Origin of the sequence: uncultured Draconibacterium sp. (assembly GCF_913063105.1) — a bacterium.
In the GTDB taxonomy this organism is placed as follows: Bacteria; Bacteroidota; Bacteroidia; order Bacteroidales; family Prolixibacteraceae; genus Draconibacterium.
The window spans coordinates 55,659-74,342 of sequence record NZ_CAJXYQ010000020.1; the positions used below are offsets into that span (position 1 = coordinate 55,659).

At 41.2% G+C, this 18,684-nt stretch carries 16 protein-coding genes; 12 read left to right on the top strand and 4 right to left on the bottom strand.

The annotated features are described in order from the left end of the window. Positions 1 to 4: 4 nt before the first annotated feature. The 11 genes from QZ574_RS16620 to QZ574_RS16670 all read left to right on the top strand — a co-directional run bounded on the left by QZ574_RS16620 (position 5) and on the right by QZ574_RS16670 (position 12,387). Entirely contained in the window at positions 5 to 580 is a 576-nt protein-coding gene (locus QZ574_RS16620) for an aminodeoxychorismate/anthranilate synthase component II (RefSeq protein WP_297091593.1), read from the top strand. Positions 581 to 626: 46 nt separating this feature from the next. Then, on the top strand, positions 627 to 1,622 hold the full coding sequence (gene trpD, locus QZ574_RS16625) for an anthranilate phosphoribosyltransferase (protein ID WP_297091595.1): 996 nt from the start codon (positions 627 to 629) through the stop codon (positions 1,620 to 1,622). 18 nt (positions 1,623 to 1,640) lie between these two features. After that, a complete protein-coding gene (trpC, locus tag QZ574_RS16630; RefSeq protein WP_297091597.1) occupies positions 1,641 to 2,429 on the top strand; it encodes an indole-3-glycerol phosphate synthase TrpC in 789 nt (262 codons plus the stop codon). 82 nt (positions 2,430 to 2,511) lie between these two features. Then, positions 2,512 to 3,105, top strand: coding sequence for a phosphoribosylanthranilate isomerase (locus QZ574_RS16635; RefSeq protein WP_297091599.1), 594 nt, complete (start codon positions 2,512 to 2,514; stop codon positions 3,103 to 3,105). A 206-nt stretch (positions 3,106 to 3,311) separates the two neighbouring features. Next, positions 3,312 to 4,499: a tryptophan synthase subunit beta gene (gene trpB / locus QZ574_RS16640; RefSeq protein WP_297091651.1), complete on the top strand. Its 1,188-nt coding sequence runs from the start codon at positions 3,312 to 3,314 to the stop codon at positions 4,497 to 4,499. 86 nt (positions 4,500 to 4,585) lie between these two features. After that, on the top strand, positions 4,586 to 5,368 hold the full coding sequence (gene trpA / locus QZ574_RS16645; RefSeq protein ID WP_297091601.1) for a tryptophan synthase subunit alpha: 783 nt from the start codon (positions 4,586 to 4,588) through the stop codon (positions 5,366 to 5,368). A 212-nt stretch (positions 5,369 to 5,580) separates the two neighbouring features. Then, positions 5,581 to 5,772 carry a hypothetical protein gene (locus QZ574_RS16650; RefSeq protein WP_297091603.1) on the top strand — a complete coding sequence of 64 codons (192 nt, stop codon included), beginning with the start codon at positions 5,581 to 5,583 and terminating at the stop codon, positions 5,770 to 5,772. A gap of 296 nt (positions 5,773 to 6,068) precedes the next feature. Next, positions 6,069 to 6,260 carry a hypothetical protein gene (locus QZ574_RS16655; protein WP_297091605.1) on the top strand — a complete coding sequence of 64 codons (192 nt, stop codon included), beginning with the start codon at positions 6,069 to 6,071 and terminating at the stop codon, positions 6,258 to 6,260. 577 nt (positions 6,261 to 6,837) lie between these two features. After that, positions 6,838 to 9,993 carry a TonB-dependent receptor gene (locus tag QZ574_RS16660; RefSeq protein ID WP_297091607.1) on the top strand — a complete coding sequence of 1,052 codons (3,156 nt, stop codon included), beginning with the start codon at positions 6,838 to 6,840 and terminating at the stop codon, positions 9,991 to 9,993. A gap of 12 nt (positions 9,994 to 10,005) precedes the next feature. Next, positions 10,006 to 11,586 carry a RagB/SusD family nutrient uptake outer membrane protein gene (locus tag QZ574_RS16665; protein ID WP_297091610.1) on the top strand — a complete coding sequence of 527 codons (1,581 nt, stop codon included), beginning with the start codon at positions 10,006 to 10,008 and terminating at the stop codon, positions 11,584 to 11,586. 12 nt (positions 11,587 to 11,598) lie between these two features. Next, positions 11,599 to 12,387, top strand: coding sequence for a hypothetical protein (locus QZ574_RS16670; RefSeq protein ID WP_297091612.1), 789 nt, complete (start codon positions 11,599 to 11,601; stop codon positions 12,385 to 12,387). Between the two features lie 53 nt (positions 12,388 to 12,440). Here QZ574_RS16670 and QZ574_RS16675 read toward each other — a convergent pair whose 3' ends face one another. The 3 genes from QZ574_RS16675 to QZ574_RS16685 form a co-directional block, all read right to left on the bottom strand. Continuing rightward, positions 12,441 to 13,040: a DUF6624 domain-containing protein gene (locus QZ574_RS16675; RefSeq protein WP_297091614.1), complete on the bottom strand. Its 600-nt coding sequence runs from the start codon at positions 13,038 to 13,040 to the stop codon at positions 12,441 to 12,443. A 56-nt stretch (positions 13,041 to 13,096) separates the two neighbouring features. After that, a complete protein-coding gene (locus QZ574_RS16680) occupies positions 13,097 to 15,043 on the bottom strand; it encodes a GNAT family N-acetyltransferase (RefSeq protein ID WP_297091616.1) in 1,947 nt (648 codons plus the stop codon). Between the two features lie 304 nt (positions 15,044 to 15,347). After that, positions 15,348 to 15,929 carry a peptidylprolyl isomerase gene (locus tag QZ574_RS16685; protein ID WP_297091618.1) on the bottom strand — a complete coding sequence of 194 codons (582 nt, stop codon included), beginning with the start codon at positions 15,927 to 15,929 and terminating at the stop codon, positions 15,348 to 15,350. A gap of 90 nt (positions 15,930 to 16,019) precedes the next feature. On the opposite strand from QZ574_RS16685, the gene QZ574_RS16690 reads away from it, so the two are divergent. Further along, entirely contained in the window at positions 16,020 to 17,321 is a 1,302-nt protein-coding gene (locus tag QZ574_RS16690) for a S28 family serine protease (protein WP_297091619.1), read from the top strand. Here the strand turns inward: QZ574_RS16690 and QZ574_RS16695 are convergent. Continuing rightward, complete coding sequence (locus QZ574_RS16695) at positions 17,318 to 18,229, bottom strand: DMT family transporter (RefSeq protein WP_297091621.1); 912 nt, start codon at positions 18,227 to 18,229, stop codon at positions 17,318 to 17,320. The two genes, QZ574_RS16690 and QZ574_RS16695, sit on opposite strands and share 4 nt — an antisense overlap. Positions 18,230 to 18,684: the final 455 nt, after the last annotated feature.

Consider the following 18,684-nt stretch of genomic DNA (forward strand, 5'->3'; position numbering starts at 1 on the left):
AACGATGAAAATACTAGTTATTGATAATTACGACTCATTTACCTACAACCTGGTGCATGCCATAAAAAAGATCTCGGGCGAACAGGTTGATGTTTTCCGCAATGATGAAATAACCCTGGAAGAGATTGACAAATACGACAAAATTGTACTTTCTCCGGGGCCGGGCATACCTGAAGAAGCTGGGTTATTGCTCGACATAATTAAAGCCTACGCTCCAACAAAAAGTATGTTGGGGGTGTGCCTTGGTCATCAGGCCATAGGCGAAGCTTTTGGCGGCACCTTGCATAATATGAACCGAGTTTTGCACGGTATTGCCACACCGGTAAAACTAACCGCTAAAAAATCGCTTCTTTTTACAGATTTACCTGAAAGTTTTGATGTGGGCCGTTATCATTCGTGGATTGTTAAAGACGAACAACTGCCCGAATGTTTTGAAGTTACCAGCTACGATGAGGACGGGCTTGTAATGTCGATGCAGCACAAAGAATACGATGTACAAAGTGTGCAGTTTCATCCCGAGTCAGTGTTAACTCCGTTGGGAGAAAAAATGATTGAAAACTGGTTGTATCCGAACAAATAAGCAGGTAACCGGTGTAAAAAACTCAAAAGCTAAAACTCAAAAAAAAATGAAAGATACTTTAGAATACCTCTTTGCTGGAAATACACTAACACGAAACCAGGCAATGGCAACCTTAACCGAAGTAGGAAAAGGCCAACACTCGGAAGCCGAATTTGCCGCTTTTCTGACGGTTTTTAAAATGCGCCCGCTGCATTCTGAAGAACTGGCAGGTTTTCGCGATGCGATGGTGAATTTGAGTACAAAAGCAGACCTCAGTGCCTACAACGCCATTGATGTGGTTGGAACCGGTGGCGATGGAAAAAATACCTTTAACATTTCAACCCTGGCGTGTTTTGTAGTTGCCGGTGCTGGCGTAAACGTAACTAAACACGGTAATTATGCTGCCACTTCAACCAGTGGTTCTTCAAATGTGCTCGAATTTCTGGGCTACGAATTCAGTAACGATACTTCAAAACTTAAAAGTGATTTGGAAAAAGGTAGCTTTTGTTTTATGCATGCCCCGCTTTTTCACCCGGCAATGAAACATATTGCACCGGTTCGACGGGCTTTAAAGGTACCCACATTTTTTAATATCCTGGGGCCAATGATTAATCCGGCAACACCAAAATACCAGGTACTGGGAGTAAATAACAGTGAAAATTTTAACCATTACAAAAATGTTTACAGCACACTGGATGTTAACTTTGCCATTGTGCACAGCATGGACGGTTATGATGAAATTTCGCTTACAGCCGACACCCACATTTGCACAAATAACGAAGAAAAGAAATTACCGCCAAGTGCTTTCGGAATGCAGCAAATTACTCCTGAAAAACTTTTTGGAGGAGAATCGGTAGAAGATGCGGCTAAAATTTTTATTGAAGTTTTAAGTGGGCACGGAACGCCCGAACAAAAAAATGTGGTAATTGCCAACGCTGCCGTTGCACTGCAGGTTGTTTTTAACGACAAATCCCTCACGGAGTGTGTTGAAATAGCAAAGGAATCGTTAAACAGCCGAACAGCACTGCAAAAATTAGAAGCAGTTACAAACCGCTCCTTCTAGAGCAACAAACAAAAAACAATGAATATTCTGGACAAAATAATTGCAACAAAAGAAAACGAAGTAGCTAAGCAAAAACAAAAGGTTAATGTTGAACAGCTGAAGAAATACCCTGGCTTTGCACGAAAATGTAACTCACTCAAAGAAAACCTGTTAAGCCCAGGAGCATCGGGAATTATTGCTGAATTTAAGCAAAAATCGCCTTCAAAAGGAGAGATTAATTTTGCGGTAAAGGTTGAAGAAGTAACTAAGGCCTATACCCAGGCCGGCGCGTCATGTCTTTCGGTATTAACCGATTACGAATACTTTGGAGGCACCCTTGCCAACCTGGCCAAAGCGCGCGAAGTAAATCCGACAATTCCGATTTTGCGGAAAGACTTTATGATTGACAGCTACCAGATTATTGAGGCCAAAGCCTATGGTGCTGATGTTATTTTGTTGATTGCTGCCTGTTTGGAAAAAAATCAGGCACTGGAGTTAGCTAAATGCGCCAAAACACTTGGCCTCGATGTGTTAATGGAAATACACAACGCCCAGGAACTGGATATTGTTAACGATTACGTTGACATTGTTGGTGTTAACAACCGTAACCTAAAAACCTTTGAGGTAAGTGTGGAAACATCGGTTGAACTTTCGAAACTTATTCCGGATAATTTTGTAAAAATATCGGAAAGCGGCCTGGTGGGAGCAACTGAAATTAACTACCTGAAAGAACACGGATTTAAAGGCTTTCTTATTGGCGAAACGTTTATGAAAACGGCTGATCCGGGTGCTGCCTGTAAAAAGTTAATTGAAGAGATTGGCGATTAATAATTATCCCTGGATGGGATAAAAGGGATGAAATGTAACAAGAGAATAGATGACAAAAAATCTGAAAATAAAAGTTTGCGGGATGAAATTCACCAAAAACCGCGAACAAGTAGAAGCACTCGATGTTGATTTGCTGGGCTACATTTTTTATGCTCCATCAAAACGATTTGTTGGCGATTCGCCAGATACAGGTTTGTTCCAGTCGACCAAACCGAAGGTGGGTGTTTTTGTCAACGAAAATGCATTTGAAATTCTGGGCCTTGCAAAAAACCTGGGATTTAAATACATCCAGCTCCATGGCAAAGAGAACCCGAAATCCTGTGGAATATTAAGAAATCAAGGTCTGCGTGTACTAAAAGCTTTTCCTATGGATGAGGAGTTTAATTTTGCAGATACCAACGTTTTTGAAGGAGTTGTTGATTATTTTCTATTCGATACTAAAACGAAACAACATGGCGGATCGGGTAAAAAATTCAACTGGCAACTACTGGAAAACTACTGCGGAAACACACCCTTTTTCCTAAGTGGAGGAATTGGGCCGGATGACGCAGCAGAAATTAAAACGCTAAATCATCCGATGCTGGCCGGGGTTGATTTAAACAGTGGATTTGAAGTTGAACCCGGGCTAAAAAACATTGATGAACTAAAACGATTTATAACTGAATTAAAAAAATAATGTACGAAAAATGATCGTACCGGATTATAAAAGGCATCTTCCGGCTTCGGTCTTCCTGCTACCAACTTTAATAGTATGAAAGGAGCATGGCCTAAGGAACACAAAAGGATATAAATAAATTAATCATGCGAGTTCCACGGGTATCGACCATCAAATATTTAACAGAGATCATATATGTTTGAAATACAAGATATTAACTAAATTATATTCAAGTGAAATACCAAGTAAACGATAAAGGATATTACGGAGAATTCGGCGGGGCATGGATTCCGGAAATGATGTTCACCAATATTGATGAACTAAAACGCCGGTACCTCGAAATTATTGAAGCCGACGATTTTAAAAAAGAGTTCGACCTTCTGTTAAAAGACTACGTGGGGCGTCCATCGCCATTGTATTATGCCAGTCGCCTTTCGGAACATTATGGCAGCAAAATTTACCTCAAACGCGAAGACCTTAACCATACCGGTTCGCACAAACTAAACAATACCATCGGGCAAATTTTGTTGGCACAAAAACTGGGAAAAACACGCATAATTGCTGAAACTGGTGCCGGCCAGCATGGTGTGGCTACTGCCACTGTTTGTGCACTAAAAGGCATAAAATGCATTGTATACATGGGGGCTTTAGATGTGTCGCGCCAGGCCCCAAATGTAAAGAAAATGAAAATGCTTGGAGCTGAGGTTATTCCCGTTCACAGTGGCAATAAAACACTAAAAGACGCCACCAACGAAGCCATGCGCGATTGGATTAACAACCCGGTAGATACCCACTACATTATCGGGTCGGTGGTAGGGCCACATCCCTACCCCGATATGGTTGCACGTTTTCAGTCGGTAATTAGTGCCGAAATGAAACAGCAATTACTACAAAAAACCGGATCAGAATTACCTACGCGAATTCTGGCATGTGTTGGTGGGGGAAGCAATGCTGCCGGTGCTTTTTACCACTACCTCGATAACAAAGAGGTGGAACTGGTAGGCGTTGAGGCAGCCGGAAAAGGAATTAATACCGACGAAACTGCAGCAACTTTGGCTGTTGGCACACCGGGTGTTTTACATTCAAGCAAAACAATGCTGATGCAAAATACCGACGGACAAATTACCGAACCCTATTCAATCTCTGCCGGCTTAGATTATCCGGGAATAGGCCCTTTACATGCGCATTTGCATAGAAGTGGACGCGCTAAATTTTTAGCCGCAACCGACGAAGAAGTGCTACAGGCCGTATTGCTGTTAACTCAAAAAGAAGGAATTATTCCGGCATTGGAATCAGCTCATGCATTGGCAGCTCTGGAGAAAATAAAAATGAATCCTGATGATGTAAATGTGATTAACCTATCGGGTAGCGGTAATAAAGACATGGAAACCTACCTGAATTATTTTGGCTATTAAAACAGTACCTGGCTTCAAAAATACAGCAAGTTAAAATACTAATTGTCTAATGCTTTGAGCTGCCAACCTAAAAAAAACAAAATAAAATGAGTAACAGAATTAATCAGCTTTTCGAGAGAAAAAAAGAAAATATATTCTCGGTGTATTTTACCGCCGGATACCCTAATCTTAACGATACCGTTGAAATTATTCAGCAACTGGAAAAAAATGGTGCCGATTTAATAGAAATTGGAATGCCTTTTTCGGACCCTACCGCCGACGGACCAACCATACAACGCACCAGCGAAATAGCCTTGCAAAACGGCATGAACATAAAATTACTTTTCGAGCAACTAAAAGGTATTCGAAAGTCGGTTTCAATTCCATTGGTTTTAATGGGTTATTTTAATCCTGTGTACCAATTTGGAGTAGAGGCGTTTTGCAAAGAATGTGTAGAGATAGGAATAGACGGCACCATATTACCCGATTTGCCACTTGATGAATTCGAAAACGACTACAAAACAATTTTTGAGCAAAATAACCTGCACAATATTTTACTGATTACGCCCCAAACTTCAGAACAACGTATCACACAAATTGATAACGCCAGCAACGGTTTTATATACATGGTTTCATCATCATCAACCACCGGTGCAAGTAAAAAAGTAGAAGATTTTCACCAGGATTATTTTGAACGGGTAAAAAACATGAAGCTTAAAAATCCGCGCCTCATCGGCTTTGGTATATCCGATCATGCAACTTTTAAAAACGCCTGCAAATATGCCAACGGAGCAATTATTGGCAGTGCTTTTGTCAGCTCGTTCAGAAAAGAGGTAAAACCGGCCGATTCTATTTCAAAATTTGTTAAGCATATGCTTACTCCTGTATAAAACATATCGTATACTTTTGGGCAGTTAAAAACAGTGTTAAGGAATGTTATGAAACACAAATGGGGTTGAATCGGCATAACTTTCAATCCATCAACCAAATAAATGAAAAGACACAAAAATGCCTGCGTTAATTAGTGTTAAAGAATATTTTGCAACATACTTTATTTGAATTTTGCTTGTTAAATTGATAACGAACAATAAAAGAAAAAGCCATGTTAGAATACGCAAAAGTAATTCTGCCCAAAGTAAGTTTTAGCAAAGAATTGTTCAGTAAAGAGTTAGCCAAATGCATTAATTGGGTAGAACCTGTTCAGGTACAGGAATTATATACCTGGTGTTACAAAAATTTTAATCACATGTACCCCGATGTTTTGGCAGATGCCTTTTCGAACATCGCGGCTTAAAAGTATGAACCGGGCGGGAAATTTTCCCGCCTTTTTTATGGTTAATAAACCAAGGGTAATCTCAACCAATTGCTTAACCAACAACCGGCAAATCCTTTATATTTACGCTACGTTTTCCTAAATATCACTTCACTTTTTCTGAAGACGAAAATCCAAACCTGGGCTTTACCACTCATTTTCAGGCATTTTACAAAAACCAGAAAATTTGCCCCCTGGGTTACAGTTTTTACACTATTCTATAACATAAAATTTCTTATCGAATCATCTTAAATTCATACATCATTAAATCGGTAAGTATGTTTGAATACGCAAAAGTAATTCTGCCCAAAGTAAGTTTTAGCAAACAATTATTCAGGAAAGAATTAAGCAAATGTATTAACTGGGTAGAGCAAAACCAGGTAGAAGAATTGTATACCTGGTGTTGTAACAATTTTAATCACCAGTACCCCGATGTTTTAGCTGAGGCTTTTTCCGACATCGCGGCGTAAGTTAAATTCAGTTTCTAACCGGGCGGGATTAACCCCGCCTTTTTTATGGGTAAACTTCAGGCTGCCATCTGCAAAAGCCTCCTTTTTGTCAGCAAACAACATTCAAGCCCCCAACTAACCTTATATCAATACTTTCTGTGCTTTTGTGTGCTGTATTATGTAGTTGGTTGATAAAAAAACCGGCGTATTTCTCCATTCCTTAAGTTTGAACAAAAAGCTAAAATGTTCGGAAATCGTTCAACAACAATTTCCAACAGGTAAACAACATTAAACAGGGGGTTCGGGGAATTAGAGAACGTTAACAGCGGCACTCCATTTTTTTACATAGAAACAGAATTAAACAGCATTTAAAATGTAAAAAGTGCAAGTATCTGACCGGCTGGCAGATAAACAGACTCCCGTTTCCCCGACGGGAGTTTTCTTCTTTTTTGAAGGCAAGAACAAAAGCGAAGGGTTTAAACGCTTGAGTATTAACATAAACTTTATCAATTAATCGAGCACAGAAAATCATTTAACAAAAAACTATGACCGCAGTGCAGGTATTAGGCGATAAATTTTAATCAACAAATTGAATCATATGAAAAAACTACTTCTACTAGTTGTGGCTTTGTTTTGCGGGGTGAGTTTAATTTTCGCCCAAACAAAGCAAATCAGGGGTACGGTTACTTCATCACAAGATGGAATGCCTATACCCGGTGTTTCGGTTGTAGTAAAAGGTACTACCTCCGGAACCACTACCGATTTGGACGGTAACTTTACGTTCACCGCTCCTGTAAATGAAATCCTTGTGTTCTCCTTTGTTGGGATGAAACGCCAGGATGTGCCAATTACCGATGCCTCGGTATATAATGTGGCACTTGATCCCGATATTATTGGTGTTGACGAGGTTATGGTTGTTGCTTATGGTACGGCCAAAAAAGAATCGTTTACCGGCTCGGCAGGAGTTGTAGATAACGAAGTGCTCAGAAACCGACCTGTTGCTGATATATCGAAGGCACTTGAAGGGCAGGTAGCCGGAGTACAAACAACTTCGGGCACCGGACAACCGGGTGAAGGAGCAGAGATTATAATTCGTGGTTTTGGATCGATCAACTCCAGCAACAATCCCCTGTATGTGGTTGACGGAGTGCCTTTTGATGGCAACCTGAATTCAATAAACCCGGGCGACATCGAGTCGATGACCATTCTTAAAGATGCTTCGGCAGGTGCACTTTATGGCTCTCGTGGAGCAAACGGTGTTGTAGTTATTACCACCAAAAAAGGGCAATCAAAAGAACTGTCGGTTGAGTTAAAAGCAACCTACGGTTTTTCAAGCCGCGCCATAAAACCATACGAAACCCTGAGTACTGCCGACTTTATCGAAGCATCGTTTCAGGGCTACAAAAATGCCTTAATTTATACTGATGGTGTACACCCCGACCTGGCCGGACCAATGGCAGTAGAAGCAATGAAAGGAAGCACCGGTATATTTGGTTCAAACGAAATGTATAACCCATACAATATGCCGGTATCTGAACTAATCGATCCACAAACAGGGCAGGTAAATTCTTCAGCCAAATTACTTTACGAATCAGACTGGCTGGATGAAGTAACCAATGGCGATGCTACCCGCCAGGAATATCAACTGTTTATTAATGGCGGTTCTGAAAACTCGAAAGTATTTACATCGCTGGCTTACCTTAAAGATGAAGGATTGTTAAAAACTACTGACTTTGAACGTATCTCGGGAAGGATTGGTGCCGAGCTTACACCAAAAAACTGGTTAAAATACGGAGGAAATGTCAATTTCTCGAAAACCGAAACCAATTATCTGGGTTATGATGGAACCACATCAAACTCGAATGTTTGGTATTCTGCACAATTTATGGCGCCCATTTATCCGGTTTATGTTCAGGATGAAAACGGAAATCCTATTTTATCTGAAACCGGGACGAAACAATACGACTACGGCTTAACACGTCCGGCAGGGGCCAACCCTAACTGGAACCCTGTAGCCACGTTGTTTGAAGACTCTTACGAAACCACAGCAGATAACCTATCGGGCAGATTTCATCTTGATTTACTGGGTATTGGTATTGGCAATAAACTGGAGGGCTTAAGCCTTTCGGCAAATGTAGGTTTTGACTACATTAATACCAACCAAACCATATATTGGAACCCTGATTTTGGAAACGCAGCCACCATTGGCGGATACCTCGATAAAATTAATCAGCGAAGCCTGTCGTATACCATTAACCAACTGGTGCGTTACGAAAAAGACTTTGGCAAGCACAGTTTTAATATTTTAGCCGGACACGAGTTTTACAAGCTTACCGTAAACGAACTGGAAGGTGCAAAATCGGGGTTCCCGTATTCGGGTATAAAAGAACTGGCACCGGGATCAACTACATCAGGCCTTACCTCGTTTGAAGATAATTACTCCATCGAGTCTTTCCTTTCGAACCTGACCTACGATTATGCCGACAAATATTACCTTTCGGCCAGTTTCCGTACCGATGGTTCATCGCGTTTTCACAAAGATTATCGCTGGGGAGAATTTTGGTCGGTTGGCGGCTCATGGCGCATAAGCGAAGAAAGCTTTATGGAGGAAATGACCTTTTTTGACAACTTAAAACTTAAAGCAAGTTACGGAAAACAAGGAAACGACAATATTGGTACTTTTTATGGCTGGCAGTCGCTTTACAACCTCGATTGGGCAAATGCCAACCTCAACGGGGCCTTGCTTTCGTCGTTAGAAAATACCTCGATAAAATGGGAAGAAAACAATAATTTTAACGTTGGTATTGATGCCGTACTTTTTGATAAATTTGATATTAGCCTGGAATATTACCGCCGACGCACAGTGGATATGCTAATGGAAAAACCCATGGCAACATCGCTCGGTTTCGATAGTTATTGGGCCAATGTTGGCGAGATGCTTAACTCCGGTTTCGAATTTAACTCGAACCTGAACCTGATTTCGAACCCAAATTTTGTGTGGAATGCAAACCTGAATCTTACAACGCTTAAAAACGAAATTGTTGAGCTGGATGGCGAAACCGACCAGATTGTTAATGGCAACCTCATCCAGCGCAAAGGCGAAGAAATTAATTCGTACTACCTGGCCCAATCGGCAGGTGTTGATGTGGCAACAGGAGCGCAACTGTACTGGGTTTACGACCTCGATGAATTCGGAGATCCCGGAGAATCGTACATCTCCAACGATTTCCAGAAAGCTTCACAAAGCAAAAAAATATCGGGTAGTCGCATTCCTGATTTGTACGGAGGTTTTGGAAGTAGTTTCGTACTTTACAAAAACTTCGATATGTCGTTTATGACTACCTTCTCGCTTGGTGGTGAGGTTTATGAAAGCGTTTATGTAAACCTGCTGAACCCGATTTACATTGGAACCAATTATGCTGCAAATGTTGAACGCGCCTGGCGTAAACCCGGTGATGTAACCGATATTCCGCGCATTCAGAACGGTACCGGTTTCTCGCGCCCGTTTACCGATAGCCAGCTGATTGATGCATCGTATTTTGCCATAAAAAACATTACCGTAGGCTACACCTTACCTAAGAACATCCTGCAAAATGCCGGAATCGAAAGTGTACGTGCCTTCGTTTCTGTTGATAACCTGGCCATATTCTCTCACCTCGACGGGATGAATCCGCAGTACAATTTTACCGGTTCAACCGACTTCTCGTACACTCCGGTAAGAACAAGTCTTTTCGGAATCGAATTAAAATTTTAAAACATTCAGATCATGAAATTATATAAGATCCTTTTTCTGTTATTTTTAACAATTGTAGGTTTCTCGTGTCAGGATGAACTTGATACCAACCCTACAGACAGCACATCGGGCGATGTTTTATTTTCCGATGTACAAAAAGCCAATGTGGCACTTAACGGTATTTACCGCGCCATGTACGTGGCCGAAGAGTGGTCGGCGAACTGGGCCGATGAAGAATTTGGCGTTACCGCATTTATGCTTACCTACGACCTGATGGGTGAAGACATGGTGCAAAACGAAGGCGGTAGTGGCTGGTTTTGGTTTGACTACATGTATAATGTAAAATCAGACTATACCCATAAAAGCGGACGCCCCTATTCGGTGTGGTTTTTCTATTACACGGTTATTTCGAATGCGAATTCAATTATTGCGGCAGCAGATAATATTACCGGTGCACCATCCGAAATTAATAGCCTTATCGGGCAGGCCTATGCCTTGCGTGCCTATGCCTATTTCAGCCTGATTCGGTTTTACCAGCAAACTTATATGGGCAACCAGGATGCTCCGGGTGTGCCTATTTATACCGAACCAACAACCAATGCTTCGGAAGGTGCACCACGCGGAACAGTAGCTGATGTTTACACTCAAATTGATGCCGATATCGAGCAAGCCATTTCTTTACTGGATCCTGAAGCTGCTGCACCACGAACTCATCCGTCGCATATCGATTATTATGTGGCCAATGGCCTGAAGGCACAGATTGCTCTTGAAAAGAATGATTGGGCCACAGCTGAATCAGCAGCAACTACTGCCATGAGCGGTGGTACCACCATGTTAACGCGCGAAAACCTTGAAAATGGCTTTGCATTTAACGATGCCAATGCACGCACAGTACTTTGGGGCTTGCAACTAATTGCTGAACACGCTGATGGATACCAGTCGTTTTACGGACACATGGATGCCAGTGCCCAGTTTTATGCCGAGAGTGCACGTAAATGCATCAGCACCTGGCTGTTCGACCAAATGTCGAATAACGATGTAAGGAAATATGTATGGTGGAACGGACCACTTGATGTGGATGCCGACCTGGGACCAGCACTTAGTTACAACCAGTTTAAATTTCAGTTTTCAGATCCAACAAACGCTTTGGGCGATTATATTCTGATGCGCCATGAAGAAATGATGCTGATAAAAGCTGAAGCCCAGTGTATGCAATCGAAATATCCACAGGCAAGAACCACGCTCTATGAACTTATGGCAGAGCGCGAATTAAACTACGACATTTCAGGCGTAAGCGATGCCAATACATTAACCGTTAATGATGCCAACGGTCCAACAACACCCGCTGGCGGTTCATCAACCTTACTCGACGAGATTATTCTGCAACGCCGCATTGAGTTGTGGGGTGAGGTAGGTCGCATTCTGGATATCAAACGATTAAAAACAGGCTTCTCTCGCAACTTTGCCGGTAGCAACCATACGCAAAAATTGCTTTCGCGCAATACACTCGATCCTGAATATCCTGATTTTGTGATGTCGATACCACAATCGGAGTTTGATGGTAATAAGAGTATGAACGAGGTAAACGACCAAAACCCATGGGCCGACAATTAAAAATTACGAATTATGAAAAAAATACATTTATTACTAATAGTCTTTGTTCTGGCCCTTGTAGCATGCGACCAGGACAATATTGGGGAATTGTACGAAACCAATTCGTATGTGGCTTTCAGCTCATCAATTGTTCCCGAGAACATTCTTTCAGCCGACAACAACTATTCGGTAAGCGTACAAATTGCCCGTTCAGATTTAAATGAGCAAACCACTGCACAGGTTGCCTTAGAGATGAATGATAATATTGAAGGATATTTTGGACTGGAAAGCTCATCGGTAAATTTTGCTGATGGCGAAGGAACAGCCTACGCTAAAATTGTACCGCTGGTCGACATTTCGCAAATAGATGTTTCGAAAGTTTATGAGTTTAAACTGACTCTGGAAGGCGACAATGTTTCGGAATTCTATAACGAAACCACCTATCGGGCCTCATTTCTGCTCACCTACCAGTCGATTGGTTCCGGAACATTTAGTTCAGAGTTTTTTGGAGGCGAATGGACAGTTCAGATTGAAAAAGCACTTGAAGCTGATGTGTACAGAATACTTGATTGTTATACCGAAGGCTACAACATTTCGTTCTCGGTTAACAGTGAAAACAATATTTTTTATTCCACCCAACAAACGGGCTATGTAGACGAAGACTATGGTATGGTATCGATAGAAATGCCTGATGCCGACGAACCCGACTCGTACTACATGGGCGAACCCTATCGCGATGGAAAAACTTGTTTCCTGCTCGGGCGATTTACGGTTGATGCCGGAAGTTACGGACATTGGTACGAATTTGTTACGCTACCTTAACCAGTTGGCAAAAAAACACTTAACAAAAGGGCTACCTTCGCGGTGCCCTTTTTTTATTTTATCCACCCTGCTTTTCGCTTCCACTGCCTCATTTCATTTTGCCTTTCAGCAAAATCTGCAGGAGCCAACTGCTTTTCCAGTTTTGCCTGGTTACGCATTCGTTCTGTTTGCTCCGAAAGCGGGTTTAATCCGATTGCCTTTCGTCTTTCATCCACCTTTTCTAAATCATCAACTGTGTTCGCACTCAGTTCACCATTTATATCCCAATCGAATTGAGTGCCATAAAGCTGTGGTTTTTCTTCAAACACGGCTATACGATCGGTCAGATAAGCCAAATGCAGGGGATTGGCTTTCTTTTTTTCCACCGCTGCTTGCAGCAAACTTTTGCATTTTCTCATAAATACCGGTTGGCCAATGGCATGCTGAATAACCAGCCAGGCTGCTTCGGCAGCTTCTTCCCCCACTTTATCGATGGTGGGGTATCCAATTTCATTTATAATTTTATTTAAAACCGCAGCATTCTGCTTGTGCAAACGCTCCATTTCCGGGTGATATGCATTTCCCAAAGCTCCGGTACAAATAAGGTGTTCCCTCATGGCCAGATCGGCATTTTTTAAATCGATTATGTTGTTTGCATAGGTGTTTAAATCCATACCACCGAAGTAACAAAAATTATACGAACCTGGTTCCATCCAAGCAGCAACCGCTCTTATGTAAGGTTTATTTTTCGAATATTTTTAGCTTGTTCAATCCGATTAATAATCGAATCAATAATGGCATCGTACAGTTTTTCTTTTAAATACTGGTCCTCTACTCCAAAATCAATGTTCGGATTATCGTTAACTTCCACCACATAGGTTTCGCCATTAATAAACTTCAAATCAACCCCATACAAGCCATCTCCGATAAGTGATGCAGCCTTTTGTGCCACGCTTAAAACCTCAGCAGGAACCTCCTCCAAAGCCACCGTTTCGTGTGCACCTTCTTTTTCATCACTGTTGCTATTCCAGTCGTAAATTTGCCAGTGGCCCTTTGTCATAAAATATTTACATGCATACAGTGCTTTATTGTCCAACACACCTATTCGCCAGTCGAAATCAGAAAATAAAAACTCCTGGCACACAATCATATCTGATGTTTTAAAAAGTATGTTGAGCTGTGTTTCTGCTTCTTCCCGGCTGTTCACTTTTACAACTCCCAATGAAAAGGCACTATCGGGTTGCTTTAGAATTACCGGGTAAGAAATCTGGCTGAGCAGCTCCTTATTTTGAAGATTTTTTGTGAGTGCAATGGTAATGGGCGTTTTTATTTTATTTCGTTTTAGCAGCTCGTGCTGATAAATTTTATTCGAACATCTTAATATCGACCAGGGATCATCGATTACAACAAGTCCTTCGGCATACGCCAAACGAGAAATGTCGTAGGTATAATGGTTTACATTGGTAGTTTCGCGAATAAATAACGCATCAAACTCATTAATTTTATCAATATCATTCTGGGTAATAAATTCAAGATAAACACCTTTTCTGTTGGCTGCTGTCACAAACTGCTTTAATGCCTCTTCGTTTGAAGGAGGGTTCGTCTCTTTTGGGTTAATCAAAACAGCCAGATCGTATTTATAATTGTCGAGTTTTGGGTAATTGAAACGTTTCTTATTAAGATACTTAACAGCAAAATCATACATTATTTCCTTATCCTCAGCAGGCATATTTTTTATGGTTAACACTTTCATATTTTTTATCAACCATCTCTCATGCTTTACAAAAGTTATCCGAAACAGTGGTGTTTCAAAAAGTTGAAACAGTTTTTGAGTTAATAGCTTATAGCGTTTTTCTGCTGTTTCGCCAAAATAAATATTCAGGGACAAAATATTTTTATCACACCTCTGCAACTCCTTGTTTATCAAGTCCTCTAACTCAAATGTTGCCGACTTTATAATTTTAATGTTTTTGAAGTCGCGAATGGTAACAATATTCGGAATGGCTCGTTGTCCGCGAGCCGAAGCCAATAACGACACATAATAACCAAAGCTTTGGTATTTGTACGAACTGCAAAGGTTAAAAATACGCAAGTCCGGATTGTTGTGGTAATCAGAATTGTTGATGTATTCTTTTACCGAAACTATTTTTGCGTTTATATCCGATCTTTCCCACTTATACGGCTTATCGATTACAATAATATTTTTGTGGTATTTTTGGGCATCATGGTTAGACAATACCAGCTCCATTTTTAGTGCATCTTCGTCCTCGTTGTAATAGTGCTTTAAGGTTTTTAGGGTTTTAAAACCTCTATTTTTATACCAGTGCACCAACCTTTCATTTTTGGCTCTAACTTCAAGCAGAATGCGGCTAAACCCATTCTCTTCGCCAAAATTAATCACATAATCAAAAAGAATTCGTCCGATACCATTGTTCTGGTACTGGTTTAAAATTGCCATCGAGTAGAACCTCAATGTATGTTTGTATTTGATTAGAACTAAAGAACCAATTGGTTCCTTCTCTGCAGTCTCAACGATAAGTACTTCCTGAGATTTACTTCTAATACCATATCTCAGGTTTTCTTTTGTGTTTTGCTGGAAAACAGGAAAAACTTCCTGTTCAAGATTTACCAAAAAAGATAAATCCGTATCAACAGCATTTCTAAAATTGATTTTCAAGTGTACAGTTAATCTATCTACTTATTTAACAAATAATATTCACACACGGAGAACACCTCCCAAGTTAACCACGCCATTAATAATCCTCAATCCACCCTATTCCCAAATGCTTGTTTTTAAAACAAATACAACCTTAAACATCAAATCACGACAGGATGAATCAGACTGCGCTAATGTATGAAAATTAACATTACTTGGTTGTTGTTTTTTCTTTTTACCAGCGTATTTTTTTTGTGTGTTCCGGCCTCTAAAATAACCATCTCAAAACCAGAGTTAAACAAGTTAACAGCCAAGCAATTAAAAGTTAATTACGCTCAAAAAATTCAATATTAAGTTTTTTCACCAGTGTTTGTTGTTTGTTGGGTTGTTGCTGAATGGCCCGTACCACATTCATTCCCGAAATTACTCGCCCAAAAGCAGCAAATCCTTGCCCGTCGGGGTTACGTTTGCCGCCATAATCCAGCTCGGGCTGATCACCAACGCAAATAAAAAATTCGGTTGAAGCAGTTCCGGGCTCCATTCGCGCCATCGACAGGGTTCCGTCGAGGTGCTTTATGCCGGTAACAGCAGTGGTTTCGTGGGCTATTGGTGCAATCCCATCAAAACGTGGCTGAGTATAAATACCCCCTTGTATTACTTCAATTTTAACCGGACTGTCAGGCTGGTTATCGGGGCGAACCACCCGATAAAACAGTGCATTTTCGAATGTATTGGCTCTTACATGCTTTAAAAAATTGCCGGCTGTTATGGGTGCACTAACGGTATCAAGTTCAACAATAATGCTTCCCAGGCCGGTTCGCATTTCAACCTGCGGCAGTCCTTGTCCGCCAGCCAGAAAAGCAATAAACAGGGCCGGAAATAAAAAGAATATGGATTTCCTTATCATTTATGTTCGATTTTATTTTTTACTTGCAATCAAATGTACAAAAAACGACGTGCCCCAGGCATAGCCGGTATTAAAAGAAAGTAAATTATCATGCAACGATTTATCGTTTTACTGAGCCTGCTGCTATTGTCGGCAATGGCCATATCGCAAAACACCCTTCGGGTATTTCTCGAAAACCAACCTGAAATAAAAAGCATTGAGCAATTGGCCTGCACTAGCTTTTTTACTGAAAAATACAAGGTTATGCTGGAGCAACCACTCGATCATCGCCACCCCGATAAAGGTACATTTTTGCAGCGGGTAATTATTGCCGATAAAGGCCCCGACCGGCCTGTGGTTTTTATTACCGAGGGCTACAACGGCGGCTATTCCGAATCGGCCAACTACATAAACGAGCTCAGCCCCATGCTGGAGGCAAATCAAATTTGTATGGATCACCGGTATTTTGGCGAATCGTGGCCCGAGCCGCTAAACTGGGATTACCTGACTGTGCGCAATGCTGCTGCAGATCATCATCATCTGATTGAACTGATGAAGAACTATTATTCGGGAAAATGGATAAGTACCGGCATTAGTAAAGGCGGACAAACCGCAGTGTATCACCGCTGGCTTTACCCCAACGATGTTGAGGTAACTGTACCTTATGTTGCTCCACTTAATTTTGGTGTTGAAGATGGCCGCCACGAGCCTTTTATTAAGACTATACCCGGTACTGCCGCACAACGTAAAAAAATAGAAAATTTCCAGCTTGAAATGCTAAAAAACCGTGCGAAACTACTCCCAAAACTTGAGGCCTTGTGCCGGGATAAAAACTACACATTTCGTGTTGATTTGGATGAAGTTTTTGATTTATGCGTTTTGGAATATCCCTTTGCCCTGTGGCAGTGGGGTCGATTAACCGACCATGTACCGGAAGCCAATGCCCCCATTGATCAATTGTTTGAACATCTGATGCTGGTTTCGGGCCCTTCGTATTTTGCCATTGAAGGCCACGAAGGTTACAAATCATTTTTTGTTCAGGCAGCCCGCGAACTGGGTTATTACGGCTACGATACTCAACCATTTCAGGCTTTGCTAACCATAAAAACAGCAAAAGGCTACCTTCCGCGCCTGTTTTTACCTAAAGAATTACAAGTGAAGTATCAGCCTAAAACAGCAAAAGCGGTAGGACGTTTTATTCAATCTACTGATGCAAAAATCCTGTTTATTTATGGCGAATGGGATCCATGGTCGGCATCAGCATTTGAAGTACCGCAAAAACAAAATTTTCTTAAAGTTGTAAAACCCGGGGGAAGTCACAGCACACGCATAGCCAATTTACCACAGGTACAAAAGCAATTGGTTAAAGAAACGCTCGAACGTTGGCTGGCAACTGATATACAAGTTCCTTAAAGAAAAAACATAGCTACACCGGCCACCGTAATAATAGCGCCAAGAATCTCTTTCCAATTCACTTTTTCGTTAAAAAGTAAAATAGACGGACCAATGATTAGAACCGGAACAATAGCCATTAAGGTTGCCGCAATACCGGTTTGCGTGTGTTGCACTGCCAACAGCGAAAACGAAACACCCAGAAAAGGGCCAAAAAAAGCGCCAACGGTAATGCGTTTCATTGCCGGGCCATTTTTTAAGGCTGTCCATACCCGTGGCCAACGTTTAATAAAAACAAATAGTATTGAAAAACCCACAATGCCGGTAAGCACGCGTATTTGTGTTGCCGAAAAAGCATCGTAATCGCCCATTCCCTTTTTACTGATTACCAGTCCGGCCGCCTGCCCCAATGCGCCCCCAAGAGCCAGTAGAATACCTTGAATAGGGTATGACGATTTTAATTTTCGCACTTTTACGCCGTTTTCTTCCGATTTTTCACGTTTCAGAATAACGATTATAATTCCCGACATGGTTACGGCCATACCCAGCCAGCTCTGTGACGAAAGTACCTCGCCCAAAAGCAGCCATCCAATAAGTGCGGCAAAAGGTGGTGCCAAAGCCATTAACAGCATGGCTACCCGGGCACCAATTACCAGGTATGATTGAAATAAGAGCAAATCGCCGATAACAAAACCAATCAGTCCGGAAAAAGCCAGCCATTTCCAGGCATACAGGCTTGCATCGCTTGGAAAGAAAAAACCCCGGCTAATCCAACTGTAAACGCCAATCAGAAAAAAAGCAATTACTAAACGTATTAGATTAACGGCCAGCGAACCAACCTTCTTTCCTGCCGACTCAAAAGCCAATGCTGTTACTGTCCAGAAAATGGCAGTAAGCACACCCGCGATTTCTCCAAAATGATTTTGCATGCGACAAAAGTAAATATTTCGGCGAGATGTAAGCCGACCAGTACAAGGTAAACGCGAAATTTGACAGAGGAATTAAAAATGAAATGCCCGGATAGTCAGTTCATTTCAGAAATAAAAAAAAATCCTGGCACCATTGCCAGGATCTTTTGTCCTCTTCTCTAGTCCTTAAAAAAACAACTTAATAAAGTCACAAATTCATAATTGGCTCTCCTCCTCTTTCTTTATCACAACTTAATTGTCAAACAAAAAACTAAATCTACTCTTCTATGCTTTTCTTTATCTCTTGGTTTGTACTTACAAATATATCTATTACTATTAAAGTAGATGCTAACATTTTTGCTGATTCGACCACTGTAAATAACTGATTTTAAACTACATTTTTGCCTAAACAAAATAATATGCACTTACCAGCCAGGCATAAAAAAAACCGTTTTGCTGATTATACAAAACGGTTT